This window comes from Kribbella sp. NPDC050820 (assembly GCF_040653975.1).
In the GTDB taxonomy this organism is placed as follows: Bacteria; Actinomycetota; Actinomycetes; order Propionibacteriales; family Kribbellaceae; genus Kribbella.
This window is the reverse complement of record NZ_JBFAHB010000002.1, coordinates 262,018-287,233: the sequence shown is the minus strand read 5'-3', so window position 1 is coordinate 287,233 and position 25,216 is coordinate 262,018. Positions and strand designations below refer to the sequence as shown.

The window sequence follows — 25,216 nt, the reverse complement described above, 5'->3', positions numbered from 1 at the left end:
TCCTCGTCCTCTTCGTACTCGTCCTCGGGCTGCTCCTCCTCGCCCTCGTCCTCGTACTCCTCGTCCTCGTACTCGTCGGCCGGCTCTTCCTCGTCCTCTTCGTACTCGTCCTCGGGCTGCTCCTCCTCGCCCTCGTCCTCGTACTCCTCGTCCTCGTACTCGTCCGCGGGCTCTTCCTCGTCCTCTTCGTACTCGTCCTCGGGCTGCTCCTCCTCGCCCTCGTCCTCGTACTCCTCGTCCTCGTACTCGTCGGCCGGCTCTTCCTCGTCCGGGCCGCGCTCGACCCGGCCGTTGTGGATCTCGCCGCGCCAGCCTTCGACCTCGTCCGGCTTGAGGATGACCCGCGTCATCACGTGCCGCTGGTAGTGCTTCAGCTCCACCCGGGTACGGCGGCCCTGGGCCCGCCAGATGTTGCCGACCTTCTCGAACAGCCCCTGCGGGTAGTACTCGAGCACCACGATCACCCGAGTCAGGTTGTCCGCGAGCTTGTGGAACGTGACGCTGCCGTCGACGTGCCCCTTCTCGCCCTTCGAGCGCCAGACGATCTTGTCGTCCGGCACCTGCTCGACGATGCTCGCCTGCCAGGTCCGGTGCGACCACAGGATCTTCGCCTTGAAGTCCAGCTTCTCCTCGGACTTCTGCTCGACCCGCTCGACCTTCTTCATGAAGCCGGAGAAGTCCTGGAACTGCGTCCACTGGTTGTAGGCGACCTCGATCGGCACGCCGACGTCGACGGACTCGATGATGGTGGTCGCCTTGGTGGCGTTCTTCTTGCCACCCGAACCACCGGAACCGCCGCTCAGGGCTTCGACCGCCTTGTCCTTGGCTCCCATGACCCCACCCTTCAGTACGCCCATCAACGGTGACCCGCCGGTGGCCGCGGCCTTGCCGCCCTCGGCGAGCGCCTTGCCGGTCACGCCGCCGTGCGCCGCGACGTCGACCAGCCGCTCGGTCAGGTCGGAGATCTTGTCCGAGGCGGCGTCGGTCGCGCGCTCGGCGTACACCGACAGCGCGTCCTGCAGCTCACCCTTCAACCGGTCGACCGGAAGCTCGTCGAGGATGGACTTGAAGCCGTTGTGCTCCTCGGTCCGCGATCGTTCCGCCATCTCGGTCACCCGCGCTTCCTCGCCGCGGTCTTCTTGGCAGCGGTCTTCTTCGCGGCGGCCTTCTTGGCCGGCGCGGTCTTCTTGGCCGCGGTCTTCTTCGCGGCCGTCTTCTTCGCCGCGGCCTTCCGCGGCGGTGCCGACTTCTTGGCCGGCGCGGTCTTCTTGGCCGCCGTCTTCTTGGCCGCCGTCTTCTTGGCCGTGGCCTTCCGCGCGCCGCCCGAACTCGAGCTGTCGTTCGAGCTCGAGGTCGAGTTGCTGCTCGCCGCCTTGGCGGCGGTCTTCTTGGCGGCACGACGCGAGCGTCCGGAGCTCCCGTTCGACGAGCCACTGCGTTCGTCAGCCGACGACCGCTCGGCGGACTCGCTGTCGTCCGACTCGGAACTGCTCTCGCTCCGGCGCCTGCTGGGGCCACGGCCACTCGGCCTTGTGCCGCTGCTCGGCCTACCGCTCGGCCTGCTGCCGCTGGGCCTTCTGCGGCGCCGCGGACGCTCCTCTTCCTCGGCCTCGTCCTGTTCGTCCTGCTTGTCCTGGCCACTGCCGAGGGACAGCATCCGATCGGTCCGGTCCCGGATCGAGTCGCTGACCCGGTTCAACCGGTTGCTGGCCGCTGCGACCGCGGCCTCCCGGCCTGCTGTCACGAGCCGGCCGCGGACCTGGTCCGAAAGCTTCGACAGCTCGGGGTTCTGCTCCACCACCGTCGCCAGTTGCTGCACGATGGCGCGTGGATCCGTTGCGATGCGCTTGCCGGCCAGCAGTCCACCGACGGTGATCGCCAGCTTCAGCTTCTTGGTGCGGCCGAGCAGGTAACCGCTCGCGACGGCAGCCGCCACCTTGGCGCTGGTATTCATGGATTCTCCCTACAACAGTGGTGGTGCCGCCTCGGAGGTTCTCCAAGTGGCTCTAGGCAACGAATGTTGGACGGTGGCTGCGGATCACTCCGCCAGTGCGGCGATCCGCCGGAGCATCGGAATGCTGGGGTACGTCTCACGACGGACCTTGCGCAGCAGCAGGCGGACGTAGATCTGGACCTCGTCCGGTCTGAGCAGCGACTCGATCAGGTCGAGCATCGACACCGACGGGAACCTGTCCTCGGACACCTTGTCGAGCAGTGCGTCGAGCAGCAGCTCGCGGGCTTCCGGCGGCTTGCGGGTGTCAGCCATGATCGCTCCGTCCCGGCTCAGTCGCGCAGGTCGCGGCGTTCATGGACGGACGTGTGCGTCGTCCGGCTGCGCTGGTTGGCGAAGATCAACGCGACCGCGAGACCGATCGCGCCGGCGCCCATCAGCACCCACCCGACCGCGGTCAGGTCGACGCCGCTCAGACGGTCGGACACGGCAAAAGCCAGCACGCCACCCACGGCGAGCAGGAAAACGGATACACCGATCCCCATGGAATCCTCCTAACGACCCGCCCCGTTCCGAAATTGCGATAAGAACGCGGTACCCACCCGTAATTCCGCAAAACGACGATCAAGCCGCCTACTTTCCGCGAAGAAACCGACGCAATACGCAGCGGTTCAAGTAAACGCTCACTTGAATTCAGCACCGCATTCAATTGCCTGCGGCCCCTGATTTCCGGGTCTTCGGCGCGCCCGGCTTCGCCTTCTGCGCACCCTTCGGCTCGGCTTTGGCGTCCGCCTTCGGTCCGGTCTTCGGCTTCGGGCCGGCCTTCGCCTTGGCAGGGCCGGCGTGCTCCTGCACTGTCGTCGGCCGGGTGCTTGGTGCGGTTGGAGTTGGGCGGGTCGGCTGCGGTGCTGTCGGCGTATCCGGTGTTGTCACGGGCTGCAGATCGTTCGTGGCCGGCAGCTCGACGCCTCTGGTCTCGAGGATGATGCCGATGGTTGCCGACGCCACCAAGGCGATGCCCGCGGCGATCCCGGCGATCACGGGCTTCGCCCTCGTTCGCCGTACCGGGAGCAAGCTGGTCGTCTGGCGGTCCGGCGCCCGCTCGCCGCGGGCCACCTGTGCAGCAGTCGGCCGCCATGCCGGGTCCTTCGCGAGCATCCACAGGATCAGCGCCTCGAGCTCATCGTCCAGGCCGGGAAGCAGCTCGCTCGGCGGGGTCGGCTCGTTCTGCACGTGCTGGTACATGATCGCCGCCGGGGACTCGCCCGTGAACGGCGGATAGCCGGTGACGAGCTGATAGAGAACACAGCCGAGCGCGTACACGTCCGAGGGCGGCTCCGCGGGAGTGCCCATCGCGCGTTCGGGCGCCAGGAAGTGGCTCGTGCCGACGATCTGCCCGGTCGCCGTCAGCGTCGTGGTCTCGTGCAGGAACCTGACGATGCCGAAGTCGGCGATCTTCACCGTCCCGTCGTCGGCCAGCAGCAGGTTGCTCGCCTTGATGTCGCGATGTACGACCCCCTGCGCGTGCGCGGCCGCCAAACCGGCCGCCGCCTGCCGGACGACGTGCCGCGCCCGCCCCGCCGGGAACAGCCCGTTGCGCTTGAGCTCGTCGGCCACCGAACGGCCGCTCACCAACTCCATCGCGAGGTAGAAGCCGTCGTCGCCGTACGCGCCGAAATCGTAGGCCGTCACCACGTGCGGGCTGCGAATCCGAGCCGATGCCCGCGCCTCGCGAAGAAATCGCGCCGACACCGCCAGCGTCCGCGGCTGGGAAACCATCAACTTGACCGCGACCTCACGGCCCATCACCTCGTCGGTCGCGCGGTACACCTCCCCCATCCCACCGCGCCCGAGCAACTCCCCCAACCGGTACCGACCACCCTCACCAACACGCCTCACCGCCTGTCGGTACCCCCGCCCTAATCCTCACGGTTTTCGGCCGCGGGGTCCGGGCACCGGGTGGCGATGACTGTGAAGCTGAACAAGGCTGCGTTCGACCATGCGAAGACGCTGGCCCGGAAGGGGCAGACAGTCATGGACGAGCGGGACGACTGGAGCGAGCACGCGCCGAGCGCCGATGAGGAGAACGCGTACGTCGACAAGCACGGCTGGTCGGAGTACGGGCAGTGGTACCTCGGCGTCGACACCGACATGGACGAGGACACCAAGGGCCACTACAAGTTCCCGTACGGCGACTTCCGCCGAGTTCACCGCTGCGGTGTCATCAGCGCCGAGTCACGCGCCGCCCAGAACGACTACACGGACATCGCCAAGGCGGTCGCGGATCTCCACAAACTCCTGGACGGCGACCACGCCTAGCCTTCGTCGTCCAAGGCAGCCGCCGGCACTTTCTCGCGCGCTTCGGTGAGAGCCTGGTCGAGAATCTCCAGTCCCTCCCGGGCCTCCGCAGCCGTAATCGTCAGCGGCGGGACGACGTGCACCCGGTTGAAGTTCGCGAACGGCAGCAGGCCTCGCCGCTGACAGCCGGCGACGATGGCGGCCAGCTGCGGACTGCTCCCGCCGTACGGCGCCAACGGCTCACGCGTCGCGCGGTCGGACACGAGCTCCAGGGCCCAGAACACACCTGTCCCCCGGACCTCACCGATCCACTCGTGCTTGGCCGCGAGCTCCCGCAGGCCCGGCCCGAGTACGTCGTCGCCGAGAGCCGCAGCGTGCTCGACGATCCGGTCGTCCTCCATCGTCTCGATCGTGGCGACCGCGGCCGCACACGCGAGCGGATGACCGGAGTACGTCAGACCGCCCGGATACGGCCGATCGGCGAAGGTCCGGTAGATCGGCTCGCTGATCGCGACACCGCCCAACGGCACGTAGCCGGAGTTGACTCCCTTGGCGAACGTCAGCAGGTCCGGGACGACGTCGGCGTGCTCGATCGCGAACCACTTGCCGGCCCGGCCGAACCCGGCCATCACCTCGTCGGCGATGAGCATGATGCCGTGCCGGTCGCACAGCTCCCGCACGCCCCGGAGGTAACCAGGTGGCGGGATCATGATGCCCGCCGTACCGGGGATCGACTCGAGCATGATCGCCGCGATCGTCGCCGGTCCTTCGAGCGTGATGACCTGCTCGAGGTGCGCCAGCGCCCGGTCGCATTCCTCCTGCTCGGTGGTGGCCGAGAACGCACTGCGGTAGAGGAACGGCCCGAAGAAGTGCACGGTGCCGGTCGAGCCGTTGTCGTTCGGCCATCGGCGTGGGTCGCCGGTGACGTTGACGGCCAACTGGGTGCCGCCGTGGTACGACCGGTACGTCGACAGCACCTTGTGCCGGCCGGTGTGCAGCCGGGCCATCCGGATCGCGTGCTCGTTGGCGTCCGCGCCGCCGTTGGTGAAGAAGATCCGGTCGAGATCGCCCGGGGTGTGCGAGGCGATCAGCCGGGCGGTCTCGGACCGGGCACTGTTCGCGTACGCCGGAGCCACCGTGCACAAGGTGGCCGCCTGCTCCTGGATCGCCTTGACGATCCGCGGGTGCTGGTGGCCGAGGTTGGTGTAGACGAGCTGCGAGGTGAAGTCCAGCAGCCGGTTGCCCTGCCCGTCCCAGACGTAGGAGCCGGCCGCCTTGGTGATCACCATCGGGTCGAGGTTCGCCTGCGCGGACCAGGAGTGGAAGACGTGCTTGCGGTCGAGGTCGTAGGTGCGGTCAGACATTCTGCGGGAACCCCAGCTCGAGGCCACCCGCCGGACGGGCGGCCGGGTTGATCCAGCGCGAGGTGACGACCTTCGCGCGGGTGAAGAAGTGCACGCCCTCGGCGCCGTGCGCGTGGGTGTCGCCGAACAGCGAGCGCTTCCAGCCGCCGAAGGAGTAGTAGGCGACCGGCACCGGGATCGGCACGTTCACGCCGATCATCCCGACCTGGACGTCGTTCTCGAACCGGCGGGCCGCGCCGCCGTCGTTGGTGAACACCGCGGTCCCGTTGCCGTACTGGTTGCCGTTGATGAGGGCAACGGCTTCGTCGTACGACGAGACCCGGACGACCGACAGCACCGGGCCGAAGATCTCCTCGCGGTAGATGTCCATCTCCGGCGTCACGTGGTCGAACAGCGTCGGGCCGAGCCAGAAACCGTCCCGCTCACCCTCGGCCTCGACCTCGCGGCCGTCGATCACGAGCTTGGCGCCGGCCTGCTCACCGGATTCGACGAACCCGGCCACCCGGTCGCGGTGCGCCTTGGTGACCAGCGGGCCCATGTCGACGTCGCCCGTACCGTCGCCGGTGCGCAGGGTCCGGGTCCGCTCGGCGATCCGGGCGACCAGGTCGTCGGCGATCGGCTCGACCGCGACCAGCACGCTGATCGCCATGCACCGCTCCCCCGCGCTCCCGTACCCGGCGTTGACCGCGGCGTCCGCGGCCAGGTCCAGGTCGGCGTCCGGCAGGACGACCATGTGGTTCTTGGCGCCACCGAGCGCCTGCACCCGCTTGCCGTGCCGGCTCGCCTCCTCGTAGACGTACTCCGCGATCGGCGTCGAGCCGACGAAGCTGATCGCCGCGACGTCCGGGCTCTGCAGCAGCGCGTCGACCGCGACCTTGTCACCCTGCAGCACGTTGAACACGCCGTCCGGCAGCCCGGCTTCCTTCCACAGCTTCGCGATCCACAGCGCGGCCGACGGGTCCTTCTCACTCGGCTTCAGTACGACGGTGTTGCCCGCGGCGATCGCGATCGGGAAGAACCACATCGGCACCATGGCCGGGAAGTTGAACGGGCTGATGATGCCCACCACGCCGAGCGGATCGCGCCGGGAGTGCACGTCGACACCGGTCGACGCGTTGCCGGACTGGGCGCCCTTCAGCAGGTGCGCGATCCCGCAGGCGAACTCCACGACCTCCTGACCACGCGAGACCTCACCCAGCGCATCCGAGTGCACCTTGCCGTGCTCCGCCGTGATCAGCGTCGCCAGCTCGTCCTTGCGGCTGTTCAGCAGCTCGCGGAACGCGAACAAGATCTGGGTACGGCGAGCCAGCGAGGTGGACGCCCAGGACTCGGCCGCCTTCTTGGCGGAGTCGATGACGAAGCGGGCGTCGCGGTCGCTCGCGAGGGCGACGCGACCGGAGACACGGCCGGTGGCCGGGTTGGTGACATCGGCCCACAGGTGCGACGTGCCGTCGTACCCGGCGCCGTCGGCCCAGTGCGTGATGGTTGAGGTCATGAGGCAGCTCCTTCGGGGTGAGCCCTCATGGTCACCGCCACCGACCTGCGCCAGGCACTGCAGAATGTAGGATTCTTCCTCAATACCCGACGATATGTCGGAGGTGGAGGAATGGCGATCCTGACCGTCACGCAGGTGCTGGACATGCCTGTACTGCGTGGCGCCCGGCCCGAGGTCCTGGCCGGTGCCGCCGGGCTCGATCGCGAGGTCCGCTGGGTCCACGCGGGCGAGATCGCCGACATCGCGCCACTGCTGCGCGGCGGCGACCTTCTCCTGAGCACCGGCATCGCACTGCCCGACACCGCCGATGAGCTGCGGGACTTCGCGGCCAGTCTCCGCGAGAGCGAGGCGGCCGGGCTCGTGATCGAGCTGGGCCGTCGCTGGCAGCAGGTCCCCGCCGGGCTGGTCGACGCTTGTGAGGCGGTCGGGCTGCCGCTGGTCGCGCTGCACAGCGAGGTGCGGTTCGCCGCGATCATTCAGGCCGTCGGCGAACGGATCGTGGACGAGCAACTGCAGGAGCTGCGCGAGACGCATCGGGTGCACGAGACGTTCACCGAGCTGAGCATCGCGGAGGCCGGTCCGCAGGAGATCCTCGAGGCCGTCCAGCGGCTCGCCGGGTCGGCCGTCGTACTGGAGAGCGAGCAGCATCAGATCCTCGACTACCGGTCAGGGCCCGGAGACGTCGAGGAGTTCCTTGCCGACTGGGCCGCCCGGTCGCGGGGTGTGCAGGTCGACGGCCGTACCGGGTGGGACGAGCGCGCCGGGTGGCTCGTGACCCGGCTGGGGAAGCGCGACCGTGGCTGGGGTCGCCTCGTCGTCCAAGCGCCGATGCGCCCTTCGCAACGGCTGATCGCGCTGACCGAACGCGCCGCTGCGGCACTGGCCATGCATAGGCTGCACGACCGGCATCGCGACAGTCTGGTCCGGCGCGTCCACCACGAACTACTGCTCGGCTTGCTCGCGGATCCCACTGACCCAGAGGTACTGCGCCGGTGTGAGCTGTCCGGCGTCCCGCTGACCAAGCGTCAGTTCATCGGGTTGGCGGTGCGCCCCCGAGTCGACGCACAAGACGTGCTCGCCGCCGTGGTGCATGCGGCCTACGAGCTGAAGGTCCCGGCCCTCGTCTGCGAGATCGACCGCGACGTCCGCGTGCTGCTCTCCTGTACGGCGTCCGCGAACGCCGACCGCGTGGCCGACAGCCTGGCGGCGAACGTCGCCCGGCGTCACTCGGTCGCGATCGGCGCCGGCCGTCCAACCGCCAGGACAGCCGAGCTGGACCGCACGCTCAAAGAGGCTCAGCAGGTGGTCGAGTCGGTCCAGGCGGACGCGTCGGACCGCGTGGTGCATCGCCTCGAAGACGTCCATCTGCGCGGCCTGATCACCCTGCTCGGGGACGACGAGCGGCTCCGCCTCTTCGTCGCGCGCGAGCTCGGCCCGCTCAAGCAGCACGGCCTGGTCGATGCGGTTCGCGCCCTCGTCAACCACCCGACGAGCAAGTCCGACGCCGCCGCGAGCCTGCACATCTCCCGGCCGGTGTTCTACGACCGCCTGGCCAAGGCCGGGCAGGTGCTCGGCGTCGACCTGGACGACCCGGACATCCGGGTGTCTCTGCACGTCGCCCTGGTCGCAGACGAGCTCCAGGCGCACTAGTCCTTGGGCAGCGAGTCGAGCAGGCGGCCCTGAGCCTGCTCCAAGTGGTAGGCGAGGTGCTCCGCAGCCCCAGCCGGATCGCCGTCCTGGATCGCCTTGAGGATGGCTGCGTGCTCGGAGGCGACCGTGGAAGGTTCCGCGGTGCGATGCGCCTGGTACTGGCCCATCGTCAGGTGGACCTCGCCGATGATGAGCTCGTGCATCCGGGACAGCCGCCGGCTGCCGACCGCCGCCACCAGCGCGGTGTGGAACGCGATGTCGGCCTCGACCTGGTTCTCGAACACGTGGTCGCGGGCCGCGTACTCGATCGCGACCTGCGCCCGCGCCGCGGCCGGCGGGACCTCGCCGGTCTCGGCGAGTGTCGACACCGCGGCCCGCTCGATGGTCACCCGGCTGAAGAACAGGTCGCGGATCTCGTCCTGGTCCAGCACGGGGACGACGGCGGTCTTGTGCGCCGTACGACGCAGCAGGCCGAGCGCGGTCAGTCGCTCGAGCACCGCCTTCGCGGTCGGCCTCGCCACCTTGTACTCGGTGGCGAGGCGGACCTCGGTGAGCTTCTCCCCCTGCGGGATGTCGCCGTTCACGATGCGCTTGCGGACGGACTCGTACATCGCATCGGTCAGCGAGGACGGACCGAGCTCCAGGCCGGCTTCGGTACCCATGGCACCCCCTCTACCACGAAATGTCTGGCAAGTGTACTGGTCAACTCACTCAGTACCCGGCAGCCTTGTCGACCACGTTGTGCAGCGGCTCACCGGCGACGAACCGGCGCAGGTTCTCCAGCACGATCTCCTCTCCGCGGCGCGCCGTACCATGGCTGGTCGCGCCGTTGTGCGGGGTCACGATGACGTTCGGCAACGACCAGAACGGGCTGTCGGCCGGCAACGGCTCCACGCCGTGCGCGTCCAGTCCGGCGCCCGCGATCTGCCCGCTCTGCAAGGCCTCCAGCAGCGCGTCGTCGTCCGCGATCCCGCCGCGCGAGATGCAGATGAAGTACGCCGTCTCCTTCATCCGGGCGAACGCGTCCCGGTCGAAGACCCCTGCCGTCGACGGTGTCCGCGGGGCCGTGACCACGACGAAGTCCGACTCGGCGAGAAGGCGGTCGACATCGCACAGCTCGTCGACATCGGGCGAGGGCAGCTCGGGCCGGCGCCGTACGCCGAGCACCCGCATGTGGAAGGCCTTCGCCTTGCGGGCCAGGTCGAGACCTGAGTTGCCCAGGCCGTAGATCCCGACGGTCTTCCCGGCCAGCTCGCCGTGCCGGTAGTGGTCCCAACGGCGGTCGGCCTGGGCCCGCATCCAGCGCGGCACGTCGCGGTCGAGCATGAGCATCAGCAGGATCGAGTGCTCGGCGAGCGAGATCCCGCCGTTGCCCGCCGACGAGGTGAGCACAACCGGCGACGCCTTCATCTCGGGCGTCAGGTCGGCGTCGACACCTGCCGACGGGCTGTGCACCCAGCGCAGCCGCGGCGCCTTCGCCAGGACGTCCGGCCGCACCCGGCCGATGACGGCTTCCATCTCGCCGAAGACGTCCGCGGCGTCGTCGAGCGTGTCGACGAACCGGAAGTCGACGTCCGGGGCGGTCTCCTGGAACCGGGCCGGCTGCCTGCCGACCACGACGACGATCATTTCAGCCCCGTGGTGGCGATACCGCGGATCAGGTGCTTCTGGGCCAGCGCGAAGAAGATCAGGATCGGGATCAGTGACAGCAGCGACATGGCGAACAGCATGCCCACCCCACTCTGGGTCTCGGAGTCGACCATGGAGTTCAGTGCCACCGGGACGGTGAACACCTGCGTCCTGGTCAGGTAGATCAACGGTACGAAGAAGTCGTTCCAGGTCCAGATGAAGGTGAAGATCGTGGTCGTCACCAGGGCGGGCCGCATCAGCGGCAGGACGACGTACCAGAAGGTCAGGAACGGGCCGGCGCCGTCGATCCAGGCGGCCCGGTCGAGCTCGCGCGGCAGCGTCCGGATGAACTGCACCATCAGGAAGACGAAGAACGCGTCGGTGGCCAGGAACTTCGGGATCAGCAGCGGCCAGTAGGTGTTCACCAGGCCGAACTGGGAGAAGAAGATGTACTGCGGGATCACCAGCACGTGGAACGGCAGCATCACCGAGGCCAGCGTGATCGCGAAGTACACGTTCCGCATCCGGAACTGCAGCCGGGCCAGCGCGTAGGCGGTCAGCGAGCAGGAGAACAGGTTGCCCACGATCGACCCGACGGTGACCAGCAGCGAGTTCACGAAGAACACCGAGAACGGCCGGTTCAGCGCGTGCCAGCCCTCCTTGAAGTTCTCGAACGTGAGCTCACGCGGAATCAGGCCCGGCTCGGTCAGGATCTGCTCCGGTGGCTTGAAGGCGCTCACCACCATCCACACCAGCGGGTAGATCATCAGCGCCACGAACACCAGCAACCCGGTGTGCTTCAGAAGAGGGCGTGTCTCCATCAGCTGTCCCCTAATTGTCACCGTAGAAGACCCAGTACTTCGAGATCAGGAAGTGCAGCGCGGTGACCGCGGCGATCGCGACCATCAGCACCCAGGCCAGCGCGGACGCGTAGCCCATGTCGAACGCGACGAACCCCTGCTGGTAGACGTACAGCGTGTAGAACAGCGTCGAGTTCGCCGGCCCACCGGTGCCGCCGCTGATGATGTGCGCCTGGGTGAAGGTCTGGAACGCGCCGATCGTCTGCAGGATCAGGTTGAAGAAGATGATCGGCGTCAGCAGCGGCACGGTGAGGTGGCGGAACTGCTTGACCACCCCGGCCCCGTCCACCCGGGCCGCCTCGTACAGCTCGTCCGGGATCTGCCGCAGGCCGGCCAGGAAGATCACCATCGGCGAACCGAACGTCCACACGTTCAGCACGATCAGCGTCGCCAGCGCCGTACTCGGGTTCTGCAGCCAGCTCTCGCCCTCGATCCCGATCAGCGCCAGGCCCTTGTTGATCAGGCCGTCGTCACCGAAGATCTCCCGCCACAGGATCGCGATCGCGACACTCGACCCGAGCAGCGACGGCAGGTAGAACGCGCTGCGGTAGAACGCCAGGCCGCGCAGCCCGCGGTCGAGGATCAACGCCAGCAGCAGCGCGAACCCGAGTTGCAGCGGGACGGACACCACGACGTAGACCAGCGTCACCCGGACCGACGCCCAGAACTGCTCGTCGTGCACCATCCGCTGGAAGTTCTCCAGCCCGGACCACTCCGGCGGGTTCAGGATGTCGTAGTCGGTGAACGCCAGGTACAACGACGCGAACAGGGGTACGGCGGTGATCAGCAGGAAACCGAGCTGCCACGGGATCAGGAACACGTGCGCAGCCCGGCCCTGCCGATTCAGGTGGAAGGTTGGCCTCCGGCTCATCACTGAGCTCGCTTGATACCGGCCGCGATCTCGTCCACGAGCTTCTTCGCGCCGTCCGGCACAGTGGTCTTGCTCAGCGCGATCTCCTCGCAGATGCGGCTGGTCGCCGTACGCCAGGTGCTCGACCCGGGCGGCGCCTCGTAGCGCGGCTTGCGCTGCGCGGCGCGCTCCTTCGCGACCAGGGCGAGCATCTCCTTCTCGTCCTGGCTGGCGAATTCCTGGGCCTGCTCGGCGACCTTCGGGTTGGTCGGCGCGCCCATCGTCAGCCGGACCGTCTTCAGCATCTCCGGGTTGTTGACGCTGTAGTCGAGCACCTTGCCGGCCGCCTCGAGGTTGGCGTCGTCGATCCGCTGGTAGATCGCCATCCGCGGGAAGTACAGGTACTTGTGCCCGTCCACCGCGGTCGGCGCGACCGGGGCGGGGCGCAGCCGGAACCGCTCCTTCGGGAACATCTTCGCGTCGTCGATGATGTGGTTGGAGTTGCCGAAGTTGACCAGCACCTTCTTGCCGACCTGGGCCCAGTCCGGCCCCATCCCCTCCTGCTCGCTGAGCGACAACGCGGCGCCGGCCTTGCGCAGCTTCTCCCACCAGTCGAGCCAGCTGCCCAGTCCGTCCACGGTGAACCCGACCTGCCCGTCCTCGGTCCACAACTGCTCACCCCGCTGCCGAAGCCACGCCTCGAAGGTCAGGTCGTGGTCGGGTGCGTAGGGCACACCCTTCCGCTTGCCCGGGTTGTTCTTGCTGTAGGCAACCAGCAGGTCGGCGAGGCTGTCCCAGGTCCAGCCGGGACCTTCGGCCGGAATCGTCACGCCGTCGGCCTGCGCGACCGTCTCGTTGTAGCGGATCACTGGTGTGAAGATGCCGAACGGCAACGTGTTCAGCTCACCGGCGAGTTTGAACGTCTCGAGGTCTTCCTTGCTGTAGTCGTCCCACTTGAACGTCGGGAGGTCGTCCAGCTTCCGGTACAGCTTGCTCTTGTGGTACGTCATCACCTGCGGTGACGCGATCCAGAAGATGTCCGGCACGTCGCGAGCCGCGATCTGCGTCGTCATCCGCTCCTGGAAGGCGGTGTAGTCGGCGAACTCCGGCTCGATCGTGATCGAAGGGTTCGCTGTGCTGAACTGCTTCAGCGCCTTGGTGTAGTTCTGCTGCCGAATGCTGTTCCCCCACCACGCATACCGCAGCGTGACGCTGTCCCCACCACCCGCCGGCCCACCGCCGCTCCCACTACAGCCGACCAGCCCACCCGCGGCGCCCGACACCACCACAAGCTTGAGAAACCCTCGTCGATCCATGACGCTCTCCTCACACACAGATCAGTAGTTCGAACAAGTCGAGTTCCGGCAGGCGGACTCGCCCGTCGGCTATCGGCAGCCGCGCACCCGACCGCAGGGCTTGTACTTCGTGTACGGCGTCCGGGAGCCGGAGCTCGGCCGGACCGATCCGCACGGGCGGTGCGAATCGCTGGTCGGTGTCCCCCGATCTGTTCAGCAGGTGTACGACGAACCCGGCCGCGGACCGGCCGAGCACGATCTCCACCTGCTCCGGCAGGTCCGTCTCCACCTGCGGACCACCGGCTCTCACCACCTCGTCGACGAAGAGGTCGCGGTGCACACTCAGCCCGACCTCGCGGTACGACCGCCCGACGGTCCACGGCAGCAGTACCACGTTGCCCTGCCGCACGACCCCGGGATGCTCCAGCTGTACGTGCCCGTGACACTTCTCCGGCGGCCCGTACGGCGCTCTCGACAAGGCCCGCAGGCCGACCTCACCCGACGTCTCGACCACGTGGAAGGCGCCGAACACCGGGATCCCGCCCTCCAGGTGCAGCGACCGCGTCGACTCCTCGTCGTCGTAGCTGGCGATCCGTCGTACCCCCGCCACCTCCGTGCCGCCGGTGGCAACGATTCCGCCACCGTAGCCACCGAGATCGACCGCCCCGAGATCCGGCAGCACGACCACCCGGTAGCGACCGAGGTCGGCTTCGAGCAGCCGATCCCGCGGCAGTACGTCGAACGGCACGTGCCGTTGCAGCAACGACAGGTACAACCCCTGGAACTCCGCGGAGTCGTCCCGGACCAGCAGGGTCTCGGCCGCCGGGACGAGGTCGGTGTAGACCTCGGCGTGGTCCCGGTGGAACCGGGTCAGCTCCCCGGCGACCTGCAGGCACGCGTACGGATTGTCCGACGGCGTGCCCATGATGTACGTCGACGGGTTCGCGCCGCGGGCGATTGCCTGGAGCAAGTACTGCGCGAAGTGGTTCGGGTCCTCGCTCGCCATCCGGTACGGCATGTCGACGAACCCGACCGAGTTGGTCAGCACCGGCACACTCGGGCGGTAGGTCTTCGCGGCGCTCACGCTCTCGCTCGTGAGGTGGTGCCACAGCGGCCGGCCGACCGCGTTGTTCGCCTCGTGGAAGACGATGTCGGCCTGGTCGCCGAGCACGAGGGGCGCCTCGGGTCGCCGGGCGGCGAGATGGTCCCGGATCCGCTGGGTCAGGTCGGCCAGCACACCCTTCGAGAAACGCTGCCAGTCGCCATCTCGGCTCTCCGGCAACGGCTTCCCGTACGCCTCAGCACACGCGACGCAATGGCAGACACCCCAGTACCGGCGGCTGTAGTCGACCTCGTTGAACGACATCCAGTTGCAGAAGAAGCCGTCCAGCGGATACCGATCCAGCACCTCGTCGAGCACCTCGAACAACTTCACCTGGTAGTAGTCACCACTCGGGCACACACTCGTCAGCCCGTTGTAGACCTGGTGTTCCCCGGTGGGCGCGACGAAGCACCAGTCGGGATGGGCCTCGGCGCGGCGACGGTCGATCTTGGAGAAGTCCATCCGGCCCATCACCCGGATCCCGCGCCGGGCCGCCGCCTTCACCGCGTCGCCGACCAGGTCGCCGGACGGACGCTCGGCGAGGTACGGGTTGCGGGTCTGGAAGTCGAGGTCGGTCGGGTAGTTCGACAGGATCCCGCCGACGCTCAGCAGCCAGGTGTCGGCGCCGAACTCCACCAGGTAGTCCAGCACCTTCTCGACGTCCAGGCCGGCGTCGATCTCGCGCAGGTTGGTCTGGAACATCCGGAACGGCTCGTGCCACCACAGCCTCATGGGCGTCCCTCCGCAGCGTCTTGTAGAGCGCCGAGTGGTCGAGGTCGCCGTCGCCGTCGGCGATCGCCGCGTTCATCAGCTGCTGGGTCGCGGCGGTGTTCGGCAGGGCGAGGTCGAGGTCGGCCGCGGCCTGGACGGCGAGGCCGAGATCCTTGCGGTGCAGGCGAATCCGGAAGCCGGGATCGAACGTCTCCCGGACCATCCGCTCGCCGTGCAGCTCGAGGATGCGCGAGCTCGCGAACCCACCCATCAGGGCTTCGCGGACGACGCCCGGATCTGCGCCGGCCGTCTTCGCGAACAGCAGCGCCTCGGCGACGGCCTCGATCGTGAGCCCGACGACGATCTGGTTCGCGACCTTGGCGGTCTGGCCGGCGCCCGTCCCGCCGATCAGCGTGATGTTCCTGCCGAGCGTCTCGAAGAGCGGCCGGGCCCGCTCGAAGACCTCCGGCCGCCCGCCGACCATGATCGTCAGCGTTGCGTCCCGGGCGCCGACCTCGCCGCCGGACACCGGCGCGTCCAGGTAGTCGCACCCCTGCTTCTCGATTCGCAGCGCGAACCCCTGGGTCGCGGTCGGCGAGATCGAGCTCATGTCGATCACCAGCGACCCGGGTTGCAAACCTTCGGCGACACCCTGGGATCCGAACAATGCGTCCTCGACATCCGGAGTGTCCGGGACCATCAGGATCACGACCTCGGACCGCTCCGCCGCCTCTTCGGCCGACCCGCACACGTGCGCCTCGAGGTCGGTCCGGCCGCGGTAGACGGAGAGCTCGTGGCCGGCGGCAAGCAAGTGCTCGGCCATCGGCCGGCCCATCACACCGAGTCCGACGAAACCGATCTTCATCAGGCGCTCCAATCGACGTACACGATCTCCAGCAGCCCCGCGGTCGGAATGACCACCTCGGCCCGGCCGTCCACGACCGCCGGCTCGACATCCACACCGGCGACCAGCAGCCGCGCCTTCACCTTGTCCGTGGGTACGGCGATCGACACCGTCTGCGGAGGCAGCGGGAGCGTCTCGCGGATCGGGCCGCGCATCGCCATCGGGTTCGTGAGGTTGACCAAGGCAACGGCCACGCTCGTCTCACCTCGGTGTACGGCGACATCGAGCAGGCCGGCGCCGTCGACGGTCACCTCGGGCTTCTTGCCGAGCGCCCAGCCGACCGCGTTCGCGATCAACTGGCCGTGATCGGCCTGCAGCGCCTCCCAGAAGATCGCGCCGAGGTTGAACGGGAAGTAGACGGTCCGGCCGCCGTTCGCGTTCTCGGTGCAGATCACCGCCGGCCGGTCGGGCGCCTCGCGCTGGTAGACCTCCTCCATCGGCAGATCCGGGAAGTCGGGGATGAACCGGAACGGCACGACCGCGCGCTCATCAGCCTCGACGCCGAGGATGCGGGTGCCGCCGATGATCCGGCTCGCGCCCTCGAACCCCTCGTTCAGCGGGTGCGCGTCCATCAGCGCGATGTAGTTGTTCTTCACCGCCCGGCTCGACTCGGTCAGCCGGATCCCGAGCGCCGCACCGAGGCCGAAGTCGTCGCGCGCCCGGCCGCGCTCGTCGTACAAGGAGGTCTCGTACGCCGCCACGAGTGAGCCGCCGGCGCCGACGTACTCCTGGAGTACGGCGCACTGGTCGTCGCTGAGTTCTTCGGCGTTCGCCAGGACGACGACCTTGAACGGGCGGAGCCGCTCGGCGGACAGCACCTGGTCGGAGATGAACTCGAACGGGACCCGGGCCTCGACGAGCGCCTGGTAGAAGCCGTCCTCGTGGTCACCGCGGTGGTCGTTGCGGAGCTGGCCGGCGCGGGTCGGGTCGAGCAGCGCGACCTCGGCCGTGATCCGCAGATCCTTCAGCACCGGCTCGACTGTCGCGTGCAGGTTGAACGCCTCGACGATCGGCTCGACCCAGCGCCGGTCCGGCACGCTGGCGTTGAACTTGGTGAACCACGGCAACGCACCCTGGGCGAAGCCGTCGACGATCCACGTCTTCACCTCCTCGCCCGGTGCGACCGAGTCCTTCCAGCGGTACTGGTGGTGTTCCGGACCGACCGAGGTGATCAGGCGGACCGGGCGGTCGGGGAAGACGCCGCGGTTGCGCTTGCCGTTGCGGCCGGCGCCCCACGGCGCCTCGATCCCGGACCGGCCCTGCTTGTCGATGATGAAGATCGGGTAGAGCCGTGCGGCCAGCCCGCGGTCGAGATCGCGGGCGGCCAGCGCGCCGAGGTTCGGGATGAACCGCGCGTGCGGGCGGATGTCGCGGACCGCCTGGTCCCAGATCCCGACCAGCTCACTCAGCCGGCGGCGCCGCCAGCCGACGTACTCGTGCCAGCCCTCGGCCTGCTCGGCGACCGGAAGGTCCAGACCGGTGTCGTCCCGGAACGACCGGCGGGCGGCCTCGCTGTAGGAGATGCCGTAGTACCCCTCCCAGCGGTTCGCGAAGATCGCGTCCACGTCGTACTCGCGGACGATCTCGCGCGCCACCTCGGTGACGAACTCCCGGTGGTACGACGTGAACGCGCACGTCAGCCAGATGTCCGGATGCGCCCAGTGCTCGAGCGGGTTGCCGTCCAGGTCGCGGGCCAGCCACTCGGGATGGGCGGCCGCCGCGTCCGCATGGACCGCGTGCGGGTCGACGCGGGCCATCACGCTCATCCCTAGACTGCGGGCGCCTTCGACCAGGGTCCCGAACGGGTCGGTGTCGGCGAGGTACTTGCTGCGGTAATGGTACTCGAGCTGCGTCGGGTAGTAGGCGATGTAGCCGCCCGCGCTGATGCAGGTCGCGTTGGACCGGCTGCTGCGCATCAGGTCCAGCCAGAAGTCGGCGTCGAAGTGCAGCGGATCGTCCTCGGCCAGCGTGATCTGCGCCCATCGGGTCGCCTCCGACGGCCAGTCCGGACTGCGCTCCCCCGTCGTCCTGGTCGCCTGACGGTCGGACTCTGTGTGCATTGCACCTCCATCGCCGGGTTCGTCGATTGTCAGACAAGATTGCACGCCTGGCAAGAGCCGGTGTTAGGCTTCTCACGTGGAGTACCGCGGACATCGGCTGAGTGCGAACGTCTCGATGCTGTTCACCGAGCTGCCCTATCCGGAGCGGTTCGCGGCGGCCGCGCAGGCCGGTTTCACGACGGTCGAGTCGTGGTGGCCGTTCGCCGTACCGGATCCGCCGGCGGCCGAGATCGATGCGTTCGTGCAGTCGGTCGAGGCGGCGGGGGTGTCGCTGAGCGCGTTGAACTTCTACGGCGGCGACATCCCGGCCGGCGAGCGCGGCGTGGCCTCCCATCCCGACCGGCAGGACCAGTTGGCCGCCAACACGCAGGCCGTGGTCGCCATCGCCGAGCGCACCGGGTGCCGGCTCTTCAACCTGCTCTACGGCCAGCTCGACGACCGCTGGTCACCGGCGCTGCAGGCCGACACGGCGGTCGAGGCCATCCGCTCAGCCGCGGCAGCCGTCAGCCACTTCGGCGGAACCATCCTGATCGAGCCGCTCACGAAAGGCTTGAACGGCAGCTATCCCCTGCTGACCGCCGACGACGTACTCGCGATCCTCGACGGACCGCTGAAGGACGTCGGCAACCTCTCGCTGCTCTTCGACACCTTCCACCTCGGCAGCAACGGCGTGGACCTCGTCGAAACCGCCACCGTCCTGGGCGCCGGCCTCGCGCACGTCCAACTGGCCGACGCCCCCGGCCGCGGCGAACCCGGCTCCGGCGCCCTCCCGCTCACCCAGACCCTCGACGCCCTCAAGTCCGCCGGCTACCAGGGCCTGGTCGCCTGCGAGTACAAACCCACCACCGACACCACCTCGAGCCTCAGCTGGCTCGATTGACCCGACGCACCGCCTTGACGAGGTCACGCTGGACGTCGATCGTTGGGGGAGCATGAGAATGCCGAGGGGGAATCATGCCGGGGGCGTCTGGACTGCCTTATTTACAAGGCCAGTGGCGACGGCTGTCCACTGCTGAGTGCGCCGGGCGGTATCCGGCCGAGCTCACCTTCGTCGCCGCGACGTATCGCGGCGTCCGTGGTCCCGATCAGGGAATGATCTGGTGGGATGCGGGGACTTATCGCCTCGCCGATGACCGGACCCTGGTCCTGAGCACGGCGACCGACGAACTGGTCGAGTACGCCGTCGAGCTCACGCCGCAGCGCTTCACATTCACCGACCCGGATGGGTGTGAGGTCGTGTACGAGCGCGTGACATCTCCCCCTCCGTAGGCACGGGTCCATTTCCAAGGGGGAGCAAGATGTCCACTGGTCACGAACTGTCCGGCACCGCCGCTGTCGAGCTGCCGGGCGTCCCGCTCGCTGTGCCGATCGCGTTCGAGTCCGAGCAACCCGGCTCGGACGCACCGCCGATTCCGGGGCCGGATCCTGGTCCGTTCCCGCCGTCCGGTCCGCCGGAGCTGCCACCGGTCAAGCCGTGCAACCTCGGGTTCAAGGACGGCTGCTACGCCGTGACGTTCAAGCCCAAGGGCGTGGTCCGGCCGCTGGTGGGCACGCTCCGGGTGGACCGCGGCGCCCCCGACGCCGGGCCGGACGGCGTCATCGTGAGCGGCGACCTCTACACGGGGACACCGCCGTGGGTCGTCCAGCCCGAAGCGAGCCCCGCGGCCGGGCAGAGTGGATCCGTCGCCGCATCGCTGAGTCGCGGCGGCCTGCCGTTCGAGCTACTGCCGGTCCGCAGGATTCCCATCCATCCCAGGCATCGCTATGACTCCTACCTGAGCGGCACCCGGCTCTCGGTGCCTGCGTTCACGCTCGGGAACCGTCCATGCCAGGTCACCATCGACGTCGACCAGTTCGACTACACGCATCCGGCCGCCGGATCCTTCGAGGGTTCCTTCCCCGCGTCCCCCAGCCGCAGTCTGCGCTTCGTCCTGCATCGAAGCAGCCCGAGCTTCCCGCACCCGGTCTTCGGCGGTCCCAGCTTCCAGGGCCGCGTGTTCCAGGGCGGCGTGGACCGCGGGTCGATCACGCTGACGTGGGTCTCGGCGTACCTGCGCCGGGCCGTCCTGGAGATCGACGTACTCACCGGAGCCGTCGCGCCGGCTCCGGTCCCGCACCCGTCAGGGACCGGCAGCGAGTACTTCGACACCGTCTTCGCCGGCGCCCGCTGGGAGCTCACCGTCGAGGAGGACCAGGTCAATGTGCCGGTGCCGGGCGGCGTCGACCCGAACGTCTGCTGGTCGAGTGCCGACCTGCACAACCTGATGGCGACGGTTCGCAGGGCGTCGACGAACCTGGACGCCGAGTGGCGGACCCATCTGATCGTGGTGCCGGCCGCGATGGGGTGTTCCCGGGGCGTGATGTACGACCAGATCGACGTACCCCGGGAAGGGTCGGCGAGCTTCTCCGACGACGGCTACCCGGCCTCGCATTCCAGCAACTTCGGGACCGCCGAGGACGAGATGCAGCGCGAGGTGCCGCGCGCGTACCTGCGGTCGGCAAGCCACGAGGTCACCCACGCGTTCAACCAGATCCACCAGGAGAGCGAGACCTCGGCGGACAACTCGATCATGACCACGACGCCGAGCGTGGCCGACGTGCTCGGCGGACCCGCCACCGGTGCGCCCGGCGTGTTCCCGGACCAGATCAACCTCGGGTTCAACACCACTGTCCGCAACCACCTGGCGCACATGCCGGACCCGGTGATCAGGCCGGGCGGCTGGCCGTTCGCCAGCTGGTTCCCCTCCGGCGCGCCGCAAGCAGGTGACCGTGAACTGTTCGACGCGTCCGAGCTGTCGCTCGAGGTCACCGTCGACACCGCCCGAGCCGCCTTCGGTGCACCGGTCACGGTGACCTGGACGCTGACGAACACCTCGGACACCGAGCTCGTCGTGCCCAACGACGTCCGGCTGGAAGGGCTGTTCGCCACCATGACCGTCACCGACGACCGCGGCAGCGAGCGCCCCGTCCGGCCGTTCGTGATCGAATGCGAGGCCGTTCGGCTCGCGCCGCTCGCCCCTGGTGGCCAACTGACAGCGAGCTACCGGCTGTTCTGGAGCACCGCCGGGTTCGCCCTCGACCGGCCCGGCCGGCACCTCGTCGGCGTGGCAGTGACCTGGTCGACCGCGGGCGTACCGGTCGGCGCCACCGGCCAGGTCGAGCTGTGGGTGGACCACCCCACCAACGACGCCGAGAACCGGGACGCCGCGCTGGCGATGAACCCGGAGGTCGGCAAGTGGGTCGCCCTCGGCGGCGGCGCCTATCACCTCACCGAAGCGGTCGACCGGCTGACCGCCCTGGCCGGTGGCGGAGCCGGCCCGGAAGGCCGGGCTGCCGATGCCGCCCCGTCCTCACGAGTCGCAGAAGCCTTCGCCGGCCTGCTGCCCGACCGCGGCGCCGAGACCGGTGACTCAACCGCGAAGCGGACCCGCCGCGCCCCGGCCAAGAAGGCGACAGTCCGCAAGACGGCCAAGAAGACCGGTCGCTAGGGCAGACCATGGGTGCGTAGTTGCCAGCAGCAGCTACGCACCCGGCGTGGAGACCGGGTCGAGGGCCGGGTAGGGGTGTTCCGGGAGGCCGAGGTTGCGGTAGACGAAGCGCGGGATGCGGGTGAGGAAGCCGTTCAGGAAGGCGGAGCAGTGGGCGATCACCAGGTGGCTGTGCTGACCGGGTGAGAACCAGACCCAGCCGTCGGCCATCCGGAACGGGGTCGGCGGGTTCGCCATCAGGTACTCCATCTGGCGCGGGTGGATCACGTCGTACGCGTATTTCAGGTCCTGCGCGCTGACCGCGAACTTCTCGTTGAACGCCTCGGACTCGAAGCTGATCCCGCGGCCCCAGCCCTTGCGGCTGACCTCCAGCGGGGGCATCACGAGCGGCAGCTGGAACCCGAGGATCGCCTCGCTGTGGTTCTCGGTCACGGTCCGGGTCTGGGACCGGCCCTCGGAGTCCGTGTAGGTCTCGGTGCGCGTGGTCTTCCAGTGGTGCGTGAAGGCGACGAACGGCGGCCCGTTCCCGTCGCGGCCACGGATCACCTCACTGGTGCTGTGGCCGTGACCGGACTGAGTGACCGACGGGAGGTGCAGCAGGCTGTCGTCCTCACCAACCCAGTGCCAGTCCGGGTGATGGTAGAAGGTCAGCCGCTGGGGTGGCTCCGGGATGATCCAGCGGTCGAGCGGCGCGGCGTCGATCGCGTCGGCGACTGTGGCGAGCTGGTCCAGCCACGGCGCGAGGAGCTCAGGGTCCTTGCGCGGCGGGTCCAGGACAACCAGCTGGTCGGCGTCGATGCTGAGGTTCACGCCGGGCTGACCGGCGGCCAACCCGGTCAGCCGCTCACACACCTGCGGAGTCAGCGCTTCCGAGGCAAACGCCGGATCGAGTACGCCGACCTGCCACCCCGGACCCAGCTGCGGCGGGGTCTGGACCGCGGTCGCCTCGACGCCGAACCGCGGTTGCGTCGCGCCCCCGGTGATCCAGAGCTCCGGCAGCCGCCTGGACAGCGTGACCATGCCGACCCAGCCCGACCAGTGGTCGGACTTGTACTCGATCACCTGGAACAGCCGGCCCGAGCTCGTCCGGCCGGTGATCTGGTCGTCCGGCCGCCGGTTGAAGCCGATCCCGAACGGCGGATTGCCGAGGCGGGCGATGGAGTCGAACGCGGGGCTGTTTACGAACGTCCAGCCTCGCTCCCGCAGCGACTTGATGTACTGCTGCCGGCGCACGAGCGCGACAATGCCCACCGCGATTCCTGCCCCGACAAGCAGTAGCAGGAACAGTACGACGATCGACCCTGAGCTCACGCCCACCTCCTTGGTGACTCCGGTTCGGAGGATAACCGCGCGGAGGTCCTCAGGACGGCGCCAAGGCCGTCGGCAGCGGTGCGGCGTGGACGATCTGGAGGCGGCTGACGGCTCGGGTCAGGACGACGTACAGGCGGTGCAGCCCGCGTGGTTCGGCGGCGACGATCCGGGCGGGCTCGGCCACCACGACCGCGTCGAACTCCAGGCCCTTCGCGAGCGTGGCCGGGACGCAGACCAGTCGCGCGGTGTCCATCGTGTCCTCGGCCTCGCCGAGCAGCCCCGGCTCGAGACCGGCGGCGGCCAGTGCGTCACGCAGAGCCGCGACCTGGTCGTCGGCGGCGATGACTGCCACCGAGCCCTCGCCGGCCAGCGCGCGCCGGCAGGACGCGATCAGTGCCTCCGGCAACGAGTCCTCGTCGGTCTCGACGATGCTCAGCGCATCGGTGACCGCCCGGACGCCGCTCGGAATGCCCAGCGTGGGCGCGATCTGCGGCAGCAGCTTCGCGGCGAAGTCGATGATCTGGTCCGGCACCCGGAACCCGCGGTCGAGCTCGGCCACGACGCCGTCCGACTTCTCGAGGTGACCGAGAACCCGGTCCCAGGAACCCGCGGCCCACGGAGTCGTCGCCTGGGCCAGATCGCCGAGCACGGTCGCCGAGCCGGTGCGGCAACGGCGGCCCAGCGCGCGCAACTGCATCGCCGAGAGATCCTGCGCCTCGTCCAGCACAAGGTGACCGAGTGAACCAGTACGGCGCTCGATCAGGTCGTCGAGCTCGTCGAGCAGGATCGTGTCGGCTGCCGACCACTTCGCCGACTTCCAGGACCGCGGAGCCTTACGCCACAGCAAAGCCGCGCGCTCCTCCTCCGTCAGCTCGTCACCAGCCGCTGCAGCCAGGACGTCGGCGTCGGAGAGCAGGCGGTGTAGCACCTGCTCGGGCGCGACGCGGGGCCACACTGCGTCGACCAATTCCTTCACCGGCTTCGAACGCGCCACGGCGTTCTGCACCCGGTCGTCCGGCGACTCCCCGCGGCGCTCCATCAGCACCAGCACGGCGTGGGCGATCCGCTGCGCGAGGGCAGCCCGGCCGGGTGCGTAGCGGGTCGACTCCCGGAGGGCGGCGACGATCTCCTCGGCCTCGTAGTCGTGCACGCGGTAGCGCTGGGATCCCTTGCTGAACAGGATTCCGGCGGTCGGCTTGCCGACGTACGACCACAGGGCGCGGTGCAGCACGCGGGCCATCCGGGCGTCGCCCTTGACGCGCGCGGCCTCCGGCTCGTCGGACGCGGCGGCCGGCAGGTTGATCAGCTCGTCGATGGTGATCTGGCGTACGTCGACCTCGCCGAGCGCGGGCAGGACCTTGCGGATGTAGGACAGGAACGACCGGTTCGGTCCGACGATCACCACGCCACCGCGGCTCAGCCGCTCCCGCTCGGTGTAGAGCAGGTAGGCAACGCGGTGCAGGCCGACGGCGGTCTTTCCGGTGCCGGGAGCGCCTTGGACGCAGACGCTCGGGTGCAGCGGGGCGCGGACGAGGTCGTCCTGCTCCGGCTGGATCGTGGCCACGATGTCGCGCATCGGCCCGGTACGCGGGCGCTCGATCTCGGCCCGCAGGAAGGCGTCGGCCTGATCGGACTCGTCGGCTCCGATCAGCGGCTCGTCCTCGAACCCGGTCAGCTCGGCGGTGTCGGAGAAGCCGTACCGGCGGCGCATCAGGACGCGCTGGCGGTCGCTGCGGGTGGCCCGATAGAACGGCACCGAGACCGGCGCTCGCCAGTCGATCACCAGCGGGGCGCCGGTGCCGTCGTGCACATGCCGGCGGCCGATGTAGAACTGGTCCAGTTCCTCGATCGCACCGTGCTCGTAGTCGAGCCGGCCGAAGAACAGCGGCACGTCCGGCATGTCGACCAGGGCCAGGGTGCGCTGCTCGTGCGCGCGGGTGTTGGCCTCGTTGGTGAAGCGCTCGTCGTTGTCCTCACCCCCGATCATCGGGACGTCGCGGGTGGCCACGTCACGGTGCATGCGGGCCAGCGCGGACCGCGCCTCGGCCAGGAAGACGCGCTCGGCCTCGAGCTCAGCGGGCGGGATCAGTGCGGATTCGACCATCGGGAAGCCTCGTCTCGTGGGTGCAGGTCGACGAACGACGGACTGGCGGCGATCAACAGGGTCCCGCCCCGGATCCATCCGGTTCGTTGCGATCCTTCACAACACAAGCCACCGAGAAGCCCAGCAAGTTACCACCACCCCCAC

Annotated in this window: 21 protein-coding genes and 1 pseudogene; 5 read left to right on the top strand and 17 right to left on the bottom strand. The window is 68.9% G+C overall.

Annotation, left to right across the window (positions count from 1 at the left end; genetic code table 11):
• The 5 genes from AB0H36_RS03630 to AB0H36_RS03610 form a co-directional block, all read right to left on the bottom strand.
• The coding region (locus tag AB0H36_RS03630) for an SRPBCC family protein (RefSeq protein ID WP_360516045.1) at positions 1 to 1,106 on the bottom strand (1,106 nt) is incomplete at its 3' end.
• A gap of 5 nt (positions 1,107 to 1,111) precedes the next feature.
• A complete protein-coding gene (locus AB0H36_RS03625) occupies positions 1,112 to 1,954 on the bottom strand; it encodes a hypothetical protein (RefSeq protein ID WP_360515860.1) in 843 nt (280 codons plus the stop codon).
• A gap of 84 nt (positions 1,955 to 2,038) precedes the next feature.
• Positions 2,039 to 2,266, bottom strand: coding sequence for a hypothetical protein (locus tag AB0H36_RS03620; RefSeq protein ID WP_360515857.1), 228 nt, complete (start codon positions 2,264 to 2,266; stop codon positions 2,039 to 2,041).
• Positions 2,267 to 2,283: 17 nt separating this feature from the next.
• Positions 2,284 to 2,496: a DUF6458 family protein gene (locus tag AB0H36_RS03615; RefSeq protein WP_360515854.1), complete on the bottom strand. Its 213-nt coding sequence runs from the start codon at positions 2,494 to 2,496 to the stop codon at positions 2,284 to 2,286.
• A 160-nt stretch (positions 2,497 to 2,656) separates the two neighbouring features.
• Positions 2,657 to 3,850, bottom strand: coding sequence for a protein kinase (locus tag AB0H36_RS03610; RefSeq protein WP_360515851.1), 1,194 nt, complete (start codon positions 3,848 to 3,850; stop codon positions 2,657 to 2,659).
• 66 nt (positions 3,851 to 3,916) lie between these two features.
• On the opposite strand from AB0H36_RS03610, the gene AB0H36_RS03605 reads away from it, so the two are divergent.
• A complete protein-coding gene (locus tag AB0H36_RS03605; RefSeq protein ID WP_360515848.1) occupies positions 3,917 to 4,270 on the top strand; it encodes a hypothetical protein in 354 nt (117 codons plus the stop codon).
• Here AB0H36_RS03605 and AB0H36_RS03600 read toward each other — a convergent pair.
• A complete protein-coding gene (locus AB0H36_RS03600; RefSeq protein WP_360515845.1) occupies positions 4,267 to 5,613 on the bottom strand; it encodes an aspartate aminotransferase family protein in 1,347 nt (448 codons plus the stop codon). The genes AB0H36_RS03605 and AB0H36_RS03600 overlap by 4 nt on opposite strands.
• The gene (locus tag AB0H36_RS03595; RefSeq protein WP_360515842.1) at positions 5,606 to 7,108 is read right to left on the bottom strand and encodes a CoA-acylating methylmalonate-semialdehyde dehydrogenase; all 1,503 of its coding nucleotides are present in this window, start codon (positions 7,106 to 7,108) and stop codon (positions 5,606 to 5,608) included. Before AB0H36_RS03595 ends, AB0H36_RS03600 begins: the two co-directional genes overlap by 8 nt.
• 111 nt (positions 7,109 to 7,219) lie before the next feature.
• Between AB0H36_RS03595 and AB0H36_RS03590 the strand changes: the two genes are divergently transcribed.
• Entirely contained in the window at positions 7,220 to 8,758 is a 1,539-nt protein-coding gene (locus tag AB0H36_RS03590; protein WP_360515839.1) for a PucR family transcriptional regulator ligand-binding domain-containing protein, read from the top strand.
• On the opposite strand, the gene AB0H36_RS03585 is transcribed toward AB0H36_RS03590, so the two are convergent.
• From AB0H36_RS03585 to AB0H36_RS03550, 8 genes and pseudogenes are all read right to left on the bottom strand, one after another.
• Positions 8,755 to 9,420, bottom strand: coding sequence for a GntR family transcriptional regulator (locus tag AB0H36_RS03585; protein WP_360515836.1), 666 nt, complete (start codon positions 9,418 to 9,420; stop codon positions 8,755 to 8,757). The two genes, AB0H36_RS03590 and AB0H36_RS03585, sit on opposite strands and share 4 nt — an antisense overlap.
• A 49-nt stretch (positions 9,421 to 9,469) precedes the next feature.
• Entirely contained in the window at positions 9,470 to 10,387 is a 918-nt protein-coding gene (locus tag AB0H36_RS03580) for a D-2-hydroxyacid dehydrogenase (RefSeq protein ID WP_360515833.1), read from the bottom strand.
• On the bottom strand, positions 10,384 to 11,208 hold the full coding sequence (locus AB0H36_RS03575; RefSeq protein WP_360515830.1) for a carbohydrate ABC transporter permease: 825 nt from the start codon (positions 11,206 to 11,208) through the stop codon (positions 10,384 to 10,386). The genes AB0H36_RS03580 and AB0H36_RS03575 overlap by 4 nt, the downstream gene beginning before the upstream one ends.
• 10 nt (positions 11,209 to 11,218) lie before the next feature.
• Positions 11,219 to 12,118 carry a sugar ABC transporter permease gene (locus AB0H36_RS03570; RefSeq protein WP_360515827.1) on the bottom strand — a complete coding sequence of 300 codons (900 nt, stop codon included), beginning with the start codon at positions 12,116 to 12,118 and terminating at the stop codon, positions 11,219 to 11,221.
• On the bottom strand, positions 12,118 to 13,413 hold the full coding sequence (locus AB0H36_RS03565) for an ABC transporter substrate-binding protein (RefSeq protein WP_360515824.1): 1,296 nt from the start codon (positions 13,411 to 13,413) through the stop codon (positions 12,118 to 12,120). Before AB0H36_RS03565 ends, AB0H36_RS03570 begins: the two co-directional genes overlap by 1 nt.
• Before the next feature lie 10 nt (positions 13,414 to 13,423).
• Positions 13,424 to 15,196 carry an alpha-amylase family protein gene (locus AB0H36_RS03560; protein ID WP_360515821.1) on the bottom strand — a complete coding sequence of 591 codons (1,773 nt, stop codon included), beginning with the start codon at positions 15,194 to 15,196 and terminating at the stop codon, positions 13,424 to 13,426.
• A 40-nt stretch (positions 15,197 to 15,236) separates the two neighbouring features.
• Positions 15,237 to 16,070, bottom strand: a pseudogene (locus tag AB0H36_RS03555) (2-hydroxy-3-oxopropionate reductase); the annotation flags it as partial.
• Positions 16,070 to 18,169 carry an alpha-amylase family protein gene (locus AB0H36_RS03550; protein WP_360515818.1) on the bottom strand — a complete coding sequence of 700 codons (2,100 nt, stop codon included), beginning with the start codon at positions 18,167 to 18,169 and terminating at the stop codon, positions 16,070 to 16,072. The pseudogene AB0H36_RS03555 and the gene AB0H36_RS03550, both read right to left, overlap by 1 nt.
• Before the next feature lie 76 nt (positions 18,170 to 18,245).
• Between AB0H36_RS03550 and AB0H36_RS03545 the strand changes: the two genes are divergently transcribed.
• From AB0H36_RS03545 to AB0H36_RS03535, 3 genes are all read left to right on the top strand, one after another.
• Positions 18,246 to 19,049 (top strand): TIM barrel protein, encoded by an 804-nt coding sequence (locus tag AB0H36_RS03545; protein ID WP_360515815.1) that lies wholly within the window; start codon positions 18,246 to 18,248, stop codon positions 19,047 to 19,049.
• Between the two features lie 74 nt (positions 19,050 to 19,123).
• The gene (locus AB0H36_RS03540) at positions 19,124 to 19,438 is read left to right on the top strand and encodes a hypothetical protein (protein ID WP_360515812.1); all 315 of its coding nucleotides are present in this window, start codon (positions 19,124 to 19,126) and stop codon (positions 19,436 to 19,438) included.
• 29 nt (positions 19,439 to 19,467) lie between these two features.
• Positions 19,468 to 21,657 carry a hypothetical protein gene (locus tag AB0H36_RS03535; protein ID WP_360515809.1) on the top strand — a complete coding sequence of 730 codons (2,190 nt, stop codon included), beginning with the start codon at positions 19,468 to 19,470 and terminating at the stop codon, positions 21,655 to 21,657.
• A 33-nt stretch (positions 21,658 to 21,690) separates the two neighbouring features.
• Here the strand turns inward: AB0H36_RS03535 and AB0H36_RS03530 are convergent, their stop codons facing one another.
• On the bottom strand, positions 21,691 to 22,968 hold the full coding sequence (locus tag AB0H36_RS03530; protein WP_360515806.1) for a hypothetical protein: 1,278 nt from the start codon (positions 22,966 to 22,968) through the stop codon (positions 21,691 to 21,693).
• A 49-nt stretch (positions 22,969 to 23,017) separates the two neighbouring features.
• Positions 23,018 to 25,072, bottom strand: coding sequence for an AAA family ATPase (locus tag AB0H36_RS03525; protein WP_360515803.1), 2,055 nt, complete (start codon positions 25,070 to 25,072; stop codon positions 23,018 to 23,020).
• Between the last annotated feature and the right edge of the window lie 144 nt (positions 25,073 to 25,216).